19 protein-coding genes are annotated in these 15,774 nt (G+C 56.4%); 2 read left to right on the top strand and 17 right to left on the bottom strand.

Going from position 1 to position 15,774, the window contains the following annotated elements; translation table 11 throughout:
* The 9 genes from HP564_RS15835 to fkpA form a co-directional block, all read right to left on the bottom strand.
* Window positions 1-83: GTP-binding protein (locus HP564_RS15835; protein ID WP_332459973.1), on the bottom strand; the 83-nt coding region annotated here is incomplete at its 3' end.
* Between the two features lie 70 nt (window positions 84-153).
* Window positions 154-2,268, bottom strand: a complete 2,115-nt coding sequence (fusA, locus tag HP564_RS15830) for an elongation factor G (protein ID WP_371244640.1) — start codon at window positions 2,266-2,268, stop codon at window positions 154-156.
* Between the two features lie 93 nt (window positions 2,269-2,361).
* Window positions 2,362-2,832, bottom strand: coding sequence for a 30S ribosomal protein S7 (gene rpsG / locus HP564_RS15825; RefSeq protein WP_013510774.1), 471 nt, complete (start codon window positions 2,830-2,832; stop codon window positions 2,362-2,364).
* A 96-nt stretch (window positions 2,833-2,928) separates the two neighbouring features.
* Complete coding sequence (gene rpsL, locus HP564_RS15820) at window positions 2,929-3,303, bottom strand: 30S ribosomal protein S12 (RefSeq protein ID WP_003852912.1); 375 nt, start codon at window positions 3,301-3,303, stop codon at window positions 2,929-2,931.
* 124 nt (window positions 3,304-3,427) lie between these two features.
* Window positions 3,428-3,715: a sulfurtransferase complex subunit TusB gene (gene tusB, locus HP564_RS15815; protein ID WP_371244637.1), complete on the bottom strand. Its 288-nt coding sequence runs from the start codon at window positions 3,713-3,715 to the stop codon at window positions 3,428-3,430.
* Between the two features lie 9 nt (window positions 3,716-3,724).
* Window positions 3,725-4,084, bottom strand: a complete 360-nt coding sequence (gene tusC, locus HP564_RS15810) for a sulfurtransferase complex subunit TusC (RefSeq protein ID WP_371244635.1) — start codon at window positions 4,082-4,084, stop codon at window positions 3,725-3,727.
* Entirely contained in the window at window positions 4,084-4,470 is a 387-nt protein-coding gene (tusD, locus tag HP564_RS15805; RefSeq protein ID WP_371244633.1) for a sulfurtransferase complex subunit TusD, read from the bottom strand. The genes tusC and tusD overlap by 1 nt, the downstream gene beginning before the upstream one ends.
* On the bottom strand, window positions 4,470-5,192 hold the full coding sequence (locus tag HP564_RS15800; RefSeq protein WP_371244631.1) for a transcriptional regulator: 723 nt from the start codon (window positions 5,190-5,192) through the stop codon (window positions 4,470-4,472). The genes tusD and HP564_RS15800 overlap by 1 nt, the downstream gene beginning before the upstream one ends.
* 164 nt (window positions 5,193-5,356) lie before the next feature.
* Window positions 5,357-6,184 (bottom strand): FKBP-type peptidyl-prolyl cis-trans isomerase, encoded by an 828-nt coding sequence (gene fkpA / locus HP564_RS15795; protein WP_371244629.1) that lies wholly within the window; start codon window positions 6,182-6,184, stop codon window positions 5,357-5,359.
* Between the two features lie 278 nt (window positions 6,185-6,462).
* Here fkpA and HP564_RS15790 point away from each other — a divergent pair, with 278 nt between their 5' ends.
* Complete coding sequence (locus HP564_RS15790) at window positions 6,463-6,681, top strand: SlyX family protein (protein WP_371244627.1); 219 nt, start codon at window positions 6,463-6,465, stop codon at window positions 6,679-6,681.
* Window positions 6,682-6,801: 120 nt separating this feature from the next.
* On the opposite strand, the gene slyD is transcribed toward HP564_RS15790, so the two are convergent.
* The 4 genes from slyD to kefG form a co-directional block, all read right to left on the bottom strand.
* Window positions 6,802-7,353: a peptidylprolyl isomerase gene (gene slyD / locus HP564_RS15785; RefSeq protein WP_371244625.1), complete on the bottom strand. Its 552-nt coding sequence runs from the start codon at window positions 7,351-7,353 to the stop codon at window positions 6,802-6,804.
* Window positions 7,354-7,545: 192 nt separating this feature from the next.
* The gene (locus tag HP564_RS15780; protein ID WP_371244623.1) at window positions 7,546-7,740 is read right to left on the bottom strand and encodes a YheV family putative zinc ribbon protein; all 195 of its coding nucleotides are present in this window, start codon (window positions 7,738-7,740) and stop codon (window positions 7,546-7,548) included.
* A gap of 21 nt (window positions 7,741-7,761) precedes the next feature.
* A complete protein-coding gene (gene kefB, locus HP564_RS15775) occupies window positions 7,762-9,567 on the bottom strand; it encodes a glutathione-regulated potassium-efflux system protein KefB (protein ID WP_371244621.1) in 1,806 nt (601 codons plus the stop codon).
* Window positions 9,567-10,118 (bottom strand): glutathione-regulated potassium-efflux system ancillary protein KefG, encoded by a 552-nt coding sequence (gene kefG, locus HP564_RS15770; protein ID WP_371244620.1) that lies wholly within the window; start codon window positions 10,116-10,118, stop codon window positions 9,567-9,569. The genes kefB and kefG overlap by 1 nt, the downstream gene beginning before the upstream one ends.
* A gap of 112 nt (window positions 10,119-10,230) precedes the next feature.
* On the opposite strand from kefG, the gene HP564_RS15765 reads away from it, so the two are divergent.
* The gene (locus HP564_RS15765; protein WP_371244618.1) at window positions 10,231-12,135 is read left to right on the top strand and encodes an ABC transporter ATP-binding protein; all 1,905 of its coding nucleotides are present in this window, start codon (window positions 10,231-10,233) and stop codon (window positions 12,133-12,135) included.
* Window positions 12,136-12,311: 176 nt separating this feature from the next.
* Here the strand turns inward: HP564_RS15765 and tauD are convergent, their stop codons facing one another.
* From tauD to tauA, 4 genes are read right to left on the bottom strand one after another with little or no spacing between them, the layout of a single operon-like run.
* On the bottom strand, window positions 12,312-13,151 hold the full coding sequence (gene tauD, locus HP564_RS15760; RefSeq protein WP_371244616.1) for a taurine dioxygenase: 840 nt from the start codon (window positions 13,149-13,151) through the stop codon (window positions 12,312-12,314).
* On the bottom strand, window positions 13,148-13,975 hold the full coding sequence (tauC, locus tag HP564_RS15755) for a taurine ABC transporter permease TauC (RefSeq protein WP_371244614.1): 828 nt from the start codon (window positions 13,973-13,975) through the stop codon (window positions 13,148-13,150). The genes tauD and tauC overlap by 4 nt, the downstream gene beginning before the upstream one ends.
* The gene (gene tauB / locus HP564_RS15750; protein WP_371244612.1) at window positions 13,972-14,739 is read right to left on the bottom strand and encodes a taurine ABC transporter ATP-binding subunit; all 768 of its coding nucleotides are present in this window, start codon (window positions 14,737-14,739) and stop codon (window positions 13,972-13,974) included. Before tauB ends, tauC begins: the two co-directional genes overlap by 4 nt.
* 10 nt (window positions 14,740-14,749) lie before the next feature.
* Complete coding sequence (gene tauA / locus HP564_RS15745; protein ID WP_371244610.1) at window positions 14,750-15,730, bottom strand: taurine ABC transporter substrate-binding protein; 981 nt, start codon at window positions 15,728-15,730, stop codon at window positions 14,750-14,752.
* Between the last annotated feature and the right edge of the window lie 44 nt (window positions 15,731-15,774).

Genomic DNA, 15,774 nt, shown 5'->3' with positions numbered 1-15,774 from the left:
AGGGTGGTTTTACCGTGGTCAACGTGACCGATGGTGCCCACGTTTACGTGCAGTTTGTTACGTTGAAATTGCTCTTTCGCCATGGCGATAATCCTTACTGTTATGCCTTCATCATTGATGAAGGCATCTGTTCACAATTTTTAAACCGTAGCCTTATTTGCTACGAGCTTCAATAACGGCCTGAGCGACGTTGTTCGGCGCATCATCGTACTTCAGGAACTCCATGGAGTAAGAAGCACGGCCTTTCGTCAGAGAACGCAACTGCGTCGCGTATCCGAACATTTCAGACAGCGGAACTTCAGCGTGAATCTGAACGCCGGTAGCGTTAGATTCCTGCCCTTTCAGCATACCACGACGACGGCTAAGGTCACCGATGACGTCACCGGTGTTCTCTTCCGGAGTCTCTACTTCAACCTTCATGATCGGCTCAAGCAGGACTGGCTGTGCTTTCTTAAAGCCATCTTTAAAGGCGATAGAAGCGGCCAGTTTAAACGCCAGTTCAGAGGAGTCGACATCATGGTAAGAACCGAAGTGCAGACGCACGCCCAGATCAACAACCGGATAACCTGCCAGCGGGCCAGATTTCAGCTGTTCCTGGATGCCTTTATCAACCGCAGGAATGTATTCGCCAGGAATCACACCGCCTTTGATATCGTTGATAAATTCGTAGCCTTTCGGGTTTGAACCCGGCTCCAGCGGGTACATGTCGATAACAACATGACCGTACTGACCGCGACCACCAGACTGTTTAGCGTGCTTACCTTCGACGTCGGTAACTTTGGTGCGAATAGCTTCGCGATAAGCTACCTGCGGTTTGCCCACGTTCGCTTCAACGTTGAATTCGCGCTTCATGCGGTCAACGATGATGTCGAGGTGCAGCTCACCCATACCGGCGATGATGGTCTGGTTAGACTCTTCGTCAGTCCATACGCGGAATGACGGGTCTTCTTTAGCCAGACGACCCAGAGCCAGACCCATTTTTTCCTGGTCAGCTTTGGTTTTCGGCTCAACGGCGATAGAAATTACCGGCTCCGGGAACTCCATACGTTCCAGGATAATCGGGCTGCTCGGATCACACAGGGTGTCACCGGTAATCACGTCTTTCAGACCGATTGCCGCGGCGATGTCGCCTGCACGAACTTCGCTGATCTCTTCACGTTTGTTAGCGTGCATCTGTACGATACGGCCAAAACGCTCACGCGCAGATTTCACTGAGTTCAGTACGGTGTCACCTGAGTTCACCACGCCAGAGTACACGCGGAAGAAGGTCAGGTTGCCCACGAACGGGTCGTTGGCAATTTTGAACGCCAGCGCAGAGAACGGCTCGCTGTCATCAGCGTGACGCTCAGCCGGAGTATCTTTACCGTCGTCCAGCATACCGTTGATTGCAGGAACGTCAGTCGGAGCTGGCAGGTATTCAACTACCGCATCCAGCATCGCCTGAACACCTTTGTTCTTAAATGCAGAACCACAGGTAACCAGGATGATTTCGTTGCGCAGTACGCGCTGACGCAGAGCGGTTTTGATCTCTTCTTCGCTCAGCTCTTCGCCGCTGAAGAATTTCTCCATCAGCTCTTCAGAGGCTTCTGCTGCTGCTTCGACCAGCTTGCCGCGCCACTCTTCAGCCAGATCCTGCATTTCTGCCGGGATATCTTCGTAAACGAAGGTAACGCCCTGATCTGCGTCGTTCCAGTTGATGGCTTTCATCTTGACCAGGTCAACAACACCGGTGAAGTTCTCTTCAGCGCCGATAGCCAGCTGAAGCGGAACCGGAGTCGCGCCCAGACGAGATTCGATCTGACCAACAACTTTCAGGAAGTTCGCGCCCATACGGTCCATTTTGTTAACGAACGCGATACGCGGAACTTTATATTTGTTCGCCTGACGCCATACGGTCTCAGACTGCGGCTGCACGCCACCTACTGCACAGTAAACCATTACTGCGCCGTCGAGCACACGCATGGAACGTTCTACTTCGATGGTGAAGTCAACGTGTCCCGGGGTGTCGATGATGTTGATACGGTGCGGCTCAAACTGTTTAGCCATACCGGACCAGAACGCGGTGGTTGCTGCAGAGGTGATAGTGATACCACGCTCCTGCTCCTGAGCCATCCAGTCCATGGTCGCTGCGCCATCATGCACTTCACCGATTTTGTGGTTAACACCGGTGTAGAACAGGATACGCTCGGTAGTAGTGGTTTTACCGGCGTCGATGTGTGCGCTGATACCGATGTTACGGTAGCGCGCAATGGGTGTTGTACGAGCCATTTGATTCCTCTGATTCTCGGACGTTCAAAATTAGTCGAACCCAGCGGGTTAGCATTTTGCACGCCCGCTGGTTTAACAACAACTACGTGGCGATTACCAGCGGTAGTGAGCGAACGCCTTGTTAGCTTCAGCCATACGGTGAACGTCTTCACGTTTCTTGACTGCAGTACCTTTGTTTTCTGCAGCGTCAGAAAGTTCGTTCGCCAGGCGGAGAGCCATAGATTTATCACCGCGTTTACGAGCAGCTTCTACGATCCAGCGCATTGCCAGGGCATTACGACGAACCGGACGGACTTCAACTGGTACCTGATAGGTAGAACCACCAACGCGACGTGACTTAACTTCGACAGTCGGACGTACGTTTTCGAGGGCTACTTCAAAGGCTTCCAGCTCGTTTTTACCAGAACGCTGAGCCAGGGTCTCAAGCGCGGTATAAACGATTGATTCAGCAGTAGATTTTTTACCATCTACCATCAGGATATTTACAAATTTAGCCAGCAGCTCTGATCCGAACTTAGGATCCGGCAGAATTTTACGCTGACCAATGACGCGACGACGTGGCATGGAAATACTCCGTTGTTAATTCAGGATTGTCCAAAACTCTACGAGTTTAGTTTGACATTTAAGTTAAAACGTTTGGCCTTACTTAACGGAGAACCATTAAGCCTTTGGCTTCTTCACGCCGTACTTGGAGCGAGCCTGCTTACGGTCTTTAACACCTGAGCAGTCCAGCGCGCCACGAACGGTGTGGTAACGCACACCTGGCAGGTCTTTAACACGACCGCCACGGATCAGGATCACGGAGTGCTCCTGCAGGTTATGACCTTCACCACCGATGTAGGAGGTTACTTCAAAACCGTTAGTCAGACGAACACGGCAAACTTTACGCAGTGCGGAGTTCGGTTTTTTCGGAGTGGTGGTGTACACACGAGTACAAACGCCACGTTTTTGCGGGCAAGCTTCCAGCGCAGGCACGTTGCTCTTTGCAACTTTGCGTACGCGTGGTTTGCGAACCAGCTGGTTAACTGTTGCCATTAAATAGCTCCTGGATTTGCTTTTGCTTCGTAAACACGTAATAAATCGCCCCGTATAACTACGAGGACGCAGAATTTTAGGGCTGAGCCAATAGGGTGTCAAGAAATAACCAGGCTTTGCGACATTACCAGGTCATTTGCTGCTGATGTTTTTCAGTAAGCGTGACGAAACCAGTATAGTCCACCGGCCTCACTTTGGTGGAAATTTGACCAGCAAGACCGCGGGCAGTCACGTCTTCGGTAAGTACCCATAACCCGGCAGATGACGTCAGCAGCTGGTGTAGCGCACTGCTCCCCTCCAGAGCGCCCAATACGCCGTCCTGCATCAGCAACAGATCGTCCTCTGCCGTCAGCAGCAACAGCAGGCTATCCATATCGCTGTGTGTAGGAGAATGCATCAGGGTATGCAGCATAGTGCGCTCTCAAAAAGTTATTATGCGGTCGTATGTGGCCAGCTGTTGCCGTAGCGCAGACGCCTCAAGAATGCTGACATCCATTATGCGGGCACTCTCCTCTGCCAGACCGCGCTCGCGCAACGCCTCGCGGCTAATGTAGCAGTGTTCAATATCGTACAGCGCCAGCACACCAAAGGTTGGCGCATGGTTGCGAGACAGAATGGCTTCCGGCTGCTGGTCAGGCATAAGCTGCAGCACCCCATCACCGACAAAAAACAGACCAATGGATTCGCTCAGCGCCCCTGTTGCCAGCGCGGCATCAAGACCTTCCCTGCCTGCGCTGCTGCCGTGCGGCGAGCGAGTAAAAACAAAGGCGACGCGATTCATTAAAACTGTACCAGTCGATCGCAGCTGAGTGCGGCTTCAGCCAGCGCGCCCAGGCCACTGAGTTCAAATCCCGGCTGCAGATTGCTGCCAGCCAGCTGCAACCGTTCCGCCTCCTGCGCGTTGGTAACCCCGCGGCGCAGCGCGGCCGCGACGCAAATGTTGAGTGCCACGCCCTGCTCCTGATGTAACGCAAGCCAGGCGCGGACAATATCCGTCTCATCGCTGGCTGGTGCCGTCAGTTGGTTGGCGTTCAGCACGCCTTCACGATAAAAAAAGACGCTCTCCAGCTGATGGCCAGCCGCCAGCAGCGCACGCGCAAAAAGCAGTGCGCTGCTGGACTGCTGTGTACCGTATGCCGGACCGGTGACCAGCAAGGTATAGCGCATCAGCGCTCCTGCCCCTGGAAGTCGCCATTTTTAAACTGGCGAATATAGAGGTAGACGGTATGCCTGGAGATATTCAGGCGATCGGCAACCTGACTGATGGCATCTTTTATGTCGAAAATGCCTTTTTCATACAGGTTCAGCACGATCTGGCGATTCTTGGCGTTATTGGAAACGTTGCGATCGGCGCTGACTTCCTCAATGGTGAACTCCAGCGTCTGGGTCACCAGATCCTCGACCGAGCTGGCAAAGTTGACGCTGGAATCCACCTGCTGCATTTCCGGCGGCATAAACGTCGACATAATCTGCGAGAAGGGTACGTCGAGGTTCATGTTGATGCAAAGCAGCCCGATAACGCGCTGCTGGCGGTTGCGAATAGCTATCGTCACCGATTTCATCAGCACGCCGCTTTTGGCACGCGTAAAATAGGCGCGGGAAACGTTGCTGTCTGCACCATGCATATCGTGAAGCATACGCAGTGCCAGATCGGTAATCGGTGAGCCCACCTTACGGCCGGTATGTTCGCCGTTGGCGATACGTACCGCCGAACACTTCAGGTCTTCCAGCGAGTGAAGCACGATTTCACAGTGCGAGCCGATCAACATAGCCAGGCCATCAACGACCGCTTCGTAGGATTTAAGAATATCGTAGTCCGTTTGCTCAAACGGGCGCTGCTCCAGTAAATCGAAGTCGCTCAGTTCGCCGGGATTGAATGGATTTGACATCGAAGACATTACCCTAAATGGCTGGAGCCTGTCTCAGCGCAGCGGGCAGACTCTTTTATTGGGAAAGTTATGCAGTCGATAGTCTGGCAAATGTCGCCTGCTTATGCCAGAGCTTTGTCGTTCAGACGAAATGAAACCGCCGCCCGAAGGCGGCGGTGAACAGATTATTGCGACTTCTTCGCGTCGGCGGCGGGCGCCTGCGCTTTCTCATCTGCCTTAGGTGCAGGTTTAATGTCGAGCAGTTCAACATCAAATACCAGCGTAGAGTTGGCCGGGATACCTGGTACGCCGTTTTTGCCGTAGGCCAGCTGCGGTGGGATAACCAGCTTGATCTTGCCACCTTTTTTAACGTGCTTCAGGCCTTCGGTCCAGCCCGGAATCACGCCGTCAAGACGGAAGGAGAGCGGTTCGCCGCGGGTATAGGAGTTATCAAACTCCGTACCGTCAATCAGCGTGCCTTTGTAGTTCACCACGACCGTATCGCTGTCTTTCGGTGCGTCACCGCTGCCCTCTTTCTCTACTTTATAGAGCAGGCCAGACTCGGTTTTCTTCACGCCGCTCTCTTTAGCGAATTTGTCAGCGAAAGCGGTGCCTTTATCCGCGTTCTCTTTCGCATCTTTCTCCATTTTCGCCTGCGCAGCGCCTTTCACACGGCCTTCGAAGGCCTGCAACGTCTGCTCGATTTCCTGGTCAGAAAGTTTGCTCTTACCGGCAAACGCGTCCTGAACGCCCGAAATCAGCTGATCTTTATCCAGCTTGATGCCCAGTTTTTCCTGTTCCTTCAGGGAGTTGTCCATGTAGCGACCCAGCGAGGCGCCCAATGCGTAGGCTGATTGCTGGTCTTCGTTTTTGAAGGCCGCATTTTTCGGTGCCTGCGGTGCCGCATCGGTCGCAGCAGGGGCTGCGGTCGTTTCGGCAGCCATCGCCAGCGGCGCGTTCAGCGCAACGGCCATGGTGGTAGCTAACAATGTGACTTTAAACAGTGATTTCATCCTTTCTCCAAAACCGAAGCGTGTGACCTCGGCAACTATTGCGGACTAAAGCTCCACACTATAACGGTACGCGGCAGTGGCGAAAACTCCCGCAGCGTAATTACCTGGTTAACCTCCGACCTTTTTTGCATCAGGAAGTTTCATCAGAGATGATGATGCCAGCGCCCATATTCAACCCTTTACCGGCGAAGCGGTAAAAAATCGGGTGATTCTGGCAGGAGAAAACGTAGAATCTGCGCCGGATGCGATAGTCGCAACGCCATAATTGAGGAGCGATCATGCAACAATCAGAGTGGGAACAACGGCTTGAGGCGCTGGAAAGCAAGCTGGCCTTTCAGGAGCTAACCATCGATCAGCTCAATCAGACGGTGGTTCAGCATGAGCTGGAGATGGCGAAGATGCGCGAACAGCAGCGGCTGCTGCTGGACAAGCTAAAGGCGGCCGCGCCGTCGATGATGGCGTCGCAGTCGGAAGAGACGCCGCCGCCTCATTACTGATTTCGTCAGCGGGCTGCGCTCGCGTGAGAGGCTTACCGCGCCAGTCTCCTGGCGCATCTGGAGCCTGAAGGCAAAAAAAAGCCACCTGCGAAGGTGGCCTTGTTATCGGTGTCGTCTGGCTTAGTGGCTGCAGCCGCAACCGCCGTGGCTGCCGCAGCCGCCGTTGCCGTGATCGTGGTCATGATCGTGGTCGTGATGATGACCGTTCTCGCCGTGAACGTGGCCGTGGGCCAGCTCTTCAGCCGTGGCTTCACGGATGGCGACCACTTCTACGTTGAAGTTCAGGTTCTGGCCAGCCAGCATGTGGTTACCGTCAACCACAACGTGCTCGTCTTCGACTTCGGTGATTTCAACCGGAACCGGGCCCTGATCGGTTTCTGCCAGGAAGCGCATGCCGACCTGCAGTTCGTCAACGCCCATAAAGACGTCTTTAGGTACGCGCTGTACCAGGTTGTCGTCATACTGACCGTAGGCATCGTTAGCGGGAATATGCACGTCAAACTTATCGCCGACATCATGGTTTTCCAGCGCTTTTTCCAGACCAGAAATCAGGGAACCATGACCGTGCAGATAGTCTAACGGAGCACTCACCGGTGACTCGTCAACCAACACACCATCTTCTGTACGTACCTGATAGGCCAGGCTCACCACCAGGTCTTTTGCTACTTTCATGATATCTCCTAACCGTTGAGAACTGAGATCCCGTCTCATTGGTCTATTCTTGCGTGCAATAACACCAACCAGAAAGGTTCGGGGCTGAGGCCGCGCATTTTGCTACGCGTTAACCTCAGCCTTAGTGGCGCCGATTGTATCGGAATTCAATCCCGCTGTAAGTTTAAGCGTAAAAAAAGCTGCGCCATTTCGCTACTCGGGATGGAAAATACCGATCACTTGCTCCTGGCTGCGAACCTGATCGCGAACCTGCTTGTCTGCTTCGCGCATCTGATGCCCGCATTTCACGCACTCCACTACGTCGACACTGTTTTCACGCCACATTGCCAGCGTGTCTTTTTCCTGACAGTGCGGGCAAACCGCACCGGCAATAAATCGTTTACGCATGTTAGTTCGCCTGTGTTGCTGTTACTGATCTTCATCCCAGTCGTCTATTTGTCGCTTCTCACGCTGCATCTCACGCTGGAAAATATCCTCCAGCTCGCGCCTCGCCTCACGCACCCGCGAAATCTGCGCATTATCCGTATGATTCGGCATCAGCTCACGCAGCATACGCATGTCGAGACGACGGAAATGGAGCTGTGCGCGCTGCGCCTGGTGCGGATGCATGCCAACCGAAATCAGCGCTTTGCGTCCCAGCTCCAGCGCGCTGGAAAAAGTCTCACGCGAGAACTGCGTCACGCCAGCCTGCAGCAGCTCATGTGCTTCCACGCGTCCGCGTGCCCGCGCAACGATTTCCAGCTGGGGAAAGTGCTGCTGGCAGAGATGCACAATCGCCATGGTATCTTCAGGCTCATTACAGGTAATGACTATTGACTGTGCGCTGGCGGCACCCGCAGCACGCAGCAGTTCAAGTTCGGTGGCATCACCATAGTAGACCTTGTAACCGTACTTGCGCATCAGGCTCACTGCACTGATGTCGCGCTCCAGTACCGTAATTCTCTTATTATTAGCCATCAGCAGACGGCCCACCACCTGCCCCATTCGTCCAAAGCCCACCACGATCACCTGCGGCTGATCATCTTCGACAAAAGGCTTCTCACTGTCTTCATCGGTGTCGTTAAAGCGACGCGCCAGCAGTCGGTCAATTCCCTGCATCAGCAGCGGCGTGGTCATCATCGACAGCGTCACCGTAACCAGCAGCAGCGGCAGCTGATCGCCAGAAAAAAGATGTACCGATGACGCCGCTGAAAAGAGCACAAAAGCAAATTCTCCGCCCTGGCTCAGCACGCCGGCAAACTGCTGACGCTCGGAGCTGCGCAGCCCGTAGAGGCGAGCCAGCACATACAGCACCAGCGTTTTCACCGTGACCAGAATTAATACGCCAAGCAGGATCTCAATGATGTGCGTATAAAGCACGCCCAGATTAAGCGCCATACCGACAGAGATAAAGAAGAGGCCGAGCAGCAGCCCTTTAAAGGGGTCGATAGCCACTTCCAGTTCGTGGCGATATTCGCTCTCTGCCAGCAGGATGCCTGCAATAAAGGTCCCCAGTGCCATCGACAGTCCAAGCGCATCCATAAACAGCGCCGAGCCGAGCACCAGCAGCAGCGCGGCGGCGGTAAAGACCTCGCGCACGCCAGAAGCAGCGATAAAGCGAAAAATGGGTCGTAGCAGGTAGCGCCCGCCCACCAGCATGCCAGCGAACGCCAGCACCTTCATGCCGAGCTTCATCCAGTCAATGTTGCCGCTGTCGCTGCCTGCCAGCAGCGGCACCAGCGCCAGCGCCGGGATCACGGCTAAATCCTGAAACAGCAGCACCGAGAAGCCGAGCTGCCCTGCCTCACTGCGGTTCATGCCCTTATCACGCATCAGCTGTAACGCCATCGCGGTTGAGGACATTGCCAGGCCAATACCGCCAATCACCGCCGCCTGCCAGCTAAAGTCACTCAGCCACAGCAGGGCGCCAAGGATGCCGGCAGAGATCACCACCTGCGCCGCACCCACGCCAAAAATCGACCGCCGTAGCGACCAGAGCTTTGAAGGGTTTAGCTCCAGACCGATGATAAACATCAGAAACACTACGCCCAGCTCGGAGAAGTGCAGGATCTCCTCGACGTCACTGATAAAGCCCAATCCCCAGGGACCGATAGCAATCCCTGCCAGCAGATAGCCGAGCACCGCGCCAATCCCCAGCCGTGCAGCAACGGGCACAATCAGCACCGCCGCGACCAGATAAATGACGCCTGCGGTCAGCAGCGTTTGTCCTTCCATTACAGACCTCCGTCGGGCAATGGCGCAGCCAGCCATTCGCCGTATGCGCGCGCAAACTGATTCATCACCTCTTTTGGCTGACGTCGCGCCCAGTAGAGCACCATTGGCGTCATCCAGTGCATACGGCACATCTGTGCAGTGAGCTCGAACGGACGCATGATGTCTGCTACGGGATAGCGGTTAAGCCCGCTCTGGTGATAGGCCGTTTCTGGCTCGCCAGTGGTGATGACGCTGCGCCAGTATTTGCCTTCCAGCGCGTTGCCGTCGGCACCGTTGGCGAAGCCGCGCGACAGCACGCGATCAAGCCACTCTTTCAGCAGCGCCGGGCAGCTGTAGGTGTAGAGCGGATGCTGGAAAACAATCACCTGATGCTCGCGCAGCAGCTGCTGTTCATAATGGATATCAATAAAAAAATCGGGGTAGTGCGCATACAGATCGTGTACGGTGACATTCTCCTGTTTTTGCGCCGACTGCAGCAGAACCCGATTGGCTATCGACTCCTGCGTTTCTGGATGCGCGTAAAGCAGCAATACTTTTGCTGGCTGCGACATAGTTATCCTCTTCCAAAGCGTCGTCACGGCGGCGGTTTTCCGCTACCATGCATGCGCAATACACTCTAATTATGTTGTGTGTAATTTAACATATTCTGACGATACGGCGCTTATGATTGTCTTCTCTTCTCTGCAAATCCGCCGCGGCGTTCGCGTGCTGCTTGATAACGCTTCCGCCACCATCAACCCAAGCCAGAAAGTGGGTCTGGTGGGTAAAAACGGCTGCGGCAAATCCACTCTGCTGTCGCTGTTAAAAGGCGAGATCAGCAGCGATGCGGGCGGCGTGACCTTTCCCGGAAACTGGGCGCTGGCCTGGGTTAACCAGGAAACGCCAGCCCTGAGCAAAGCGGCGCTGGAATACGTCATTGACGGCGATCGTGAATACCGCCAGCTGGAAGCAGAACTGGCCGATGCCAACCAGCGCAACGACGGCAACGCGATTGCCCTGCTGCACGGCAAGCTCGACGCGATCCAGGCCTGGAGCATCCACGCTCGTGCCTCTGGCCTTCTGCACGGACTCGGCTTTAGCCAGGAGCAGCTGGCGCGCCCGGTAAGCGATTTCTCCGGCGGCTGGCGCATGCGCCTAAACCTGGCACAGGCGCTGGTATGCCGTTCCGATCTGCTGCTGCTCGACGAACCGACCAACCACCTCGATCTCGACGCGGTAATCTGGCTGGAGCGCTGGCTGAAAAGCTACGAAGGCACGCTGATTTTGATCTCGCACGACCGCGACTTTCTCGATCCGGTGGTCGATAAGATCATTCATATCGAGCAGGAAAGCCTGATTGAATACACCGGCAACTACACCTCATTTGAGCGGCAGCGCGTAGCGAAGCTGGCCCAGCAGCAGGCGCTGTTTGAAAGCCAGCAGGAAAAAGTAGCGCACCTGCAAAGCTACATCGATCGCTTTCGTGCCAAAGCATCCAAGGCAAAGCAGGCGCAGAGCCGCATCAAGATGCTGGAGCGCATGGAGATGATTGCGCCAGCGCACGTCGATAACCCGTTCAGCTTCCGCTTCCGTGCGCCGGAAAGCCTGCCCAATCCGCTGCTGAAGATGGAGAAGGTCACCGCTGGCTACGGTGACCGTATTATTCTTGACGCCATCAAGCTCAACCTGGTGCCGGGCTCGCGCATCGGCCTGCTGGGGCGCAACGGCGCGGGCAAATCAACGCTGATTAAGCTGCTGGCGGGCGAGCTGACCCCGCTCGACGGCGAGGTCGGGCTGGCAAAAGGCATTAAGCTTGGCTACTTCGCGCAGCATCAGCTGGAGTATCTGCGCAGCGACGAGTCGCCACTGCAGCATCTGGCGCGCATTGCGCCGAAGGTGCTGGAGCAGCAGCTGCGCGACTATCTGGGCGGCTTCGGCTTCCAGGGCGACAAGGTCAGCGAAGTGACCGCGCGCTTCTCCGGTGGCGAAAAGGCGCGGCTGGTGCTGGCGCTGATCGTCTGGCAGCGCCCTAACCTGCTGCTGCTCGACGAACCCACTAACCACCTCGATCTCGATATGCGCCAGGCGCTGACCGAAGCACTCATCGACTTTGAAGGCGCACTGGTGGTGGTCTCGCACGATCGCCATCTGCTGCGCGCCACCACCGACGATCTCTATCTGGTGCACGACGGTAAGGTCGATGTCTTCGCCGGCGATCTGGAAGATTATCAGCAGTGGCTAAGTGACCTGCAAAAACAGCAGGCGCAGGCGAACGCCGCGCCGAAGCAGGAGAATGGCAACAGCGCGCAGGCGCGCAAAGATCAGAAGCGCCGCGACGCTGAACTGCGCGCTCAGACGCAGCCGCTGCGCAAAGAGATTGAGAAGCTGGAAAAGCAGATGGCGAAATGGCAGAGCCAGCTCTCCGAAGCGGAAAACCAGCTCGCCGACGGCGATATTTACGATCCCGCGCGCAAAGCCGACTTAACCGCGGCGTTGCAGCGTCAGGCGGAGAGCAAAGCGGCGCTGGAAGAGGTCGAGATGGCGTGGCTGGATGCGCAGGAGCAGCTGGAGGCGATGCTCGCCTCCTGACGGTTAGCCTTTGGCCTTTGGCCTTTAGCCTTTAGCCTTTAGCCTTTAGCCTTTAGCCTTTAGCCTTTAGCCTTTAGCCTTTAGCCTTTAGCCTTTAGCCTTTTACAGACTTAAAACAATCGTACCGGCGCAGCAACGTCGTCGCAGCCCGGTACGGACATTTTAACAGAGACCGCTTAAAAAGGCCGATCCCCCAGCACCGTCGCCCGGTGCATCACTCGCCTTGCCGGATAATAATCTGCATTCGCATAGTGCTGCGTCACGCGGTTATCCCAGATCGCCACATCGTTCGGCTGCCAGCGCCAGCGCACCTGAAACTCCGGTTTGGTCGCATGGGCATAGAGCAGCTCCAGCAGCGCGTGACTCTCTTTTTCGCTCAGCTCAATGATGCGCGTGGTAAATCCCTCATTCACAAACAGCGCCTTGCGCCCGCTGACCGGATGCGTGCGGACCACCGGATGCTGCACTGGTGGATGTTTCGCCACCGCTTGCTGCCAGCGCTGATGCTCCTCCTCGCTGCGTCGATATTTATATTCCTGAAAGGATTTCTTAAAGTCGTGTTCGGCGTGCAGCCCTTCCAGCAGGGTTTTGATCGGAGCCGACAGCGTGTCATACGCGGCAATGCCGCTCGTCCAGAGCGTATCGCCACCCGAAGCGGGCAGCAGCTTTGAGGCCAGCATGGCTATTGCGGGTGGTGTATCAATAAAGGTGACATCAGTGTGCCAGTTATCGTTGTCTGGCGGGTTATCCTGATGGGTATCCAGCACGATAATCTCGTCAACGCCTTCGGCGTGCGGATAAACCGGATGAATATGGAGATCGCCGAAGCGTGCCGCCAGCGCACGCTGCTGGTGGGGCGTAATCACCTGGTCACGCAAAAACAGCACCTGATGGCGCAGCAGCGCATGGTAAAGCTGCTCAAACTGGCTGTCGCTCAGCGGCCGCGCTAAATCGAGATGGGTGACCTGCGCGCCAATGTAAGGGCCAAGCGCCGTGATATTCAGCTTTTCGTTCATGGTTGTTCTCCGTTCCAGGGCGTCAGCCGACGCTGCAGGGCGCGCAGCCCGAGTTCTAACGTAAACGCAATCAGCGCAATAACCGCAATGCCTGCCAGCACCACATCGGTGGCAAGGAATTCACCGGCGGACTGCACCATAAAGCCGAGCCCGCGCGTCGCTGCAATCAGCTCCGCCGCCACCAGCGTCGACCAGCCAACGCCCAGCCCGATCCGCAGACCGGTCAGGATCTCCGGCAGCGCCCCCGGCAGAATCACAAAGCGCAGCAGCTGCCAGCGGCGGGCACCCAGCGCCTGCGCAGCGCGAACACGCACCTGCTGCGTATTTCGCACGCCTGCCAGCGTTGACAGCGTCACCGGCGCAAAGATAGCCAGATAAATCAGAAGGATTTTTGAGGTTTCACCGATGCCAAACCAAATCACCATCAGCGGCAGGTAGGCGAGTGGCGGCACCGGGCGATAGAGTTCAATCAGCGGATCGAGCAGGCCGCGCGCCGTTTTACTCAGCCCCATGGCGATCCCTGTCGGGATACCGATCGCCGCCGCCGCGAACAGCGCAATCAGCATACGCGTCAGGCTGGCCGCCAGATGCTGCCAGAGCGTGGCATCCATAAACCCCTGCGGGCTGGCGATCAGCAGCAGTTTGCTCAAAACCTGCTGCGGCGCAGGCAGAAACAGCGGGCTAATCAGCCCCAGCGCCGTGACGCTCCACCAGATTAGCAGCAGCAGCGCCAGGCTAAGCAGGCTCAGGCTAAACTGCCGGGAAAAAGGCCAGCGCACGCGGCGTCGCCCCGCCGGGGTTTTGTCATTGATTACCGCGCTCATACAAACGCCTCCCGCTGCTCAAATACCTGGCTCAGTACATATTCACGCTTTTCAATAAAGGCAGGATCGGATTTGATGGCGCGGCAGGGCTCGCCCGCGGCGAAGCGCTGGCCAAAGTTAAGTTTCAGGCGTTCAACAATGCGGCCCGGTCCCGGCGAGAGCAGCACCAGTTCGCTGGCGAGAAAGACCGCCTCTTCAATATCGTGCGTGATCAGCAAGATTTGCTTGCCGCTGTCGCGCCATAGCGTCAGCAGCAGCGTTTGCATCTGCTCGCGCGTAAAGGCATCCAGCGCGCCAAAAGGCTCATCAAGCAACAGCAGCTGCGGATCGGCCGCCAGCGCGCGGGCGATGCCTACGCGCTGGCGCTGGCCGCCTGAAAGCTGCCAGACAGGCCGGTTTTCTGCCCCTTCCAGCCCTACCTTTTTAAGCAGGCGGCGGGCGATAGCGTTACGTTCGCTGCGCGCTATGCCCGCCAGCTGAAGGCCAAACGCAACGTTATCCAGCACGTTACGCCACGGCAGCAGCCCTTCATGCTGAAATACGACGCCACGCTCTGCACCCGGTCCGCTGATGGGTTTGCCCTCCAGCGTAATGCTGCCAGACTCCACCGGCAAAAACCCCGCAATCAGATTAAGCAGCGTGGTTTTGCCGCAGCCAGACGGGCCCAGCACCACCAGCAGCTCACCCTTATCGAGTTGCAGACTAATATCCTGCAAGGCAGGGCGTCCGGCATAACGCGCATTAAGATGAGCGATGCGCAGCATGGCGATCTCCTTACTGTTTCGCTAATGGCTCGACAAAGCGGCTGGTGACAAAATTGCTGTAATCAGCCTTCGCCTGCGGCACTTTGCCCTGCTCTTTCAGGAATATCGCCGTATCGACGATCGCCTGGTTAACCGGCTTGCCCAACTGTTCCACCTGCTGCTGCGCAGTAAGATAGGTATTGCCCTTTACCAGGCCTGGCACCTGCGCCTCCGGTACGCCACTCAGGCGCGACAGCTTGCTCAGATTATCCGGCTGCTGCAGCCAGCGCTCCGGGTTGTTGAGATAGGCTTGCTGCGCGTCGATAGCGCTACGGGCAAATGCGGTCACGACTTCAGGATGCGCGCTGGCAAAATCTTTGCGCACCACCCAGACGTCAAGCGTTGGCGAGCCCCACTGACCGACCTGTGAAGAGTCCGTCAGCACTTTACCTTCTTTCTCCAGTTCGTTAACGGCAGGGGCCCAGACATAGGCACCGTCAATATCACCGCGTTGCCAGGCCGCAATAATAGCGGGCGGTTGTAGATTGATAAGCTGCACCTGCGTCGGCTTGATGCCCCAGTGCTTTAGCGCGGCCAGCAGGCTGTAGTGTGTGGTGGAGATAAACGGCACGGCGATGCGCTTGCCGATTAAATCTTTCGGGCTGTCGATCCCTTTCTTCACCACCAGCGCTTCGGAATTGCCGAGCTGCGACGCCAGCAGGAAGGCTTCGATGGGTAACTGTTGCGTCGCGGCAACCGCCAGCGGGCTGGAGCCGATGTTGCCAATCTGTACATCACCCGAGGCCAGCGCACGCAACACACCGGCACCGCTGTCAAATTTGCGCCAGTCAACGGTCGCGCCACTCTCTCTGGCAAAGGTGTCGTCCGCCTGGGCCACCTTTGCCGGTTCCGCAGAGGTCTGGTAAGCCACCGTGACATTCACGGCCTGCGCCTGAAACACCAGCAGCGACAGCGCTGCGGCCAGCATGGATAACGATCTTTTCACTGCCATGAGGGGGTACTCCGCCGGGATGGTTGATGAGCGCAGTGTCGCCA

This window comes from Pantoea sp. KPR_PJ, from assembly GCF_041386365.1.
Lineage (GTDB): Bacteria > Pseudomonadota > Gammaproteobacteria > Enterobacterales > Enterobacteriaceae > Pantoea.
Note: the sequence above shows the minus strand (reverse complement) of the source record. Positions and strands in the feature narration are given on the sequence as shown.

Excerpts from the sequence above, each read along its gene's own strand:
- fusA (WP_371244640.1), bottom strand. The coding sequence starts at position 2,268 with ATGGCTCGTACAACACCCATTGCGCGCTACCGTAACATCGGTATCAGC.
- rpsG (WP_013510774.1), bottom strand. The coding sequence starts at position 2,832 with ATGCCACGTCGTCGCGTCATTGGTCAGCGTAAAATTCTGCCGGATCCT.
- rpsL (WP_003852912.1), bottom strand. The coding sequence starts at position 3,303 with ATGGCAACAGTTAACCAGCTGGTTCGCAAACCACGCGTACGCAAAGTT.
- tusB (WP_371244637.1), bottom strand. The coding sequence starts at position 3,715 with ATGCTGCATACCCTGATGCATTCTCCTACACACAGCGATATGGATAGC.
- tusC (WP_371244635.1), bottom strand. The coding sequence starts at position 4,084 with ATGAATCGCGTCGCCTTTGTTTTTACTCGCTCGCCGCACGGCAGCAGC.
- tusD (WP_371244633.1), bottom strand. The coding sequence starts at position 4,470 with ATGCGCTATACCTTGCTGGTCACCGGTCCGGCATACGGTACACAGCAG.
- HP564_RS15800 (WP_371244631.1), bottom strand. The coding sequence starts at position 5,192 with ATGTCAAATCCATTCAATCCCGGCGAACTGAGCGACTTCGATTTACTG.
- fkpA (WP_371244629.1), bottom strand. The coding sequence starts at position 6,184 with ATGAAATCACTGTTTAAAGTCACATTGTTAGCTACCACCATGGCCGTT.
- HP564_RS15790 (WP_371244627.1), top strand. The coding sequence starts at position 6,463 with ATGCAACAATCAGAGTGGGAACAACGGCTTGAGGCGCTGGAAAGCAAG.
- slyD (WP_371244625.1), bottom strand. The coding sequence starts at position 7,353 with ATGAAAGTAGCAAAAGACCTGGTGGTGAGCCTGGCCTATCAGGTACGT.
- HP564_RS15780 (WP_371244623.1), bottom strand. The coding sequence starts at position 7,740 with ATGCGTAAACGATTTATTGCCGGTGCGGTTTGCCCGCACTGTCAGGAA.
- kefB (WP_371244621.1), bottom strand. The coding sequence starts at position 9,567 with ATGGAAGGACAAACGCTGCTGACCGCAGGCGTCATTTATCTGGTCGCG.
- kefG (WP_371244620.1), bottom strand. The coding sequence starts at position 10,118 with ATGTCGCAGCCAGCAAAAGTATTGCTGCTTTACGCGCATCCAGAAACG.
- HP564_RS15765 (WP_371244618.1), top strand. The coding sequence starts at position 10,231 with ATGATTGTCTTCTCTTCTCTGCAAATCCGCCGCGGCGTTCGCGTGCTG.
- tauD (WP_371244616.1), bottom strand. The coding sequence starts at position 13,151 with ATGAACGAAAAGCTGAATATCACGGCGCTTGGCCCTTACATTGGCGCG.
- tauC (WP_371244614.1), bottom strand. The coding sequence starts at position 13,975 with ATGAGCGCGGTAATCAATGACAAAACCCCGGCGGGGCGACGCCGCGTG.
- tauB (WP_371244612.1), bottom strand. The coding sequence starts at position 14,739 with ATGCTGCGCATCGCTCATCTTAATGCGCGTTATGCCGGACGCCCTGCC.
- tauA (WP_371244610.1), bottom strand. The coding sequence starts at position 15,730 with ATGGCAGTGAAAAGATCGTTATCCATGCTGGCCGCAGCGCTGTCGCTG.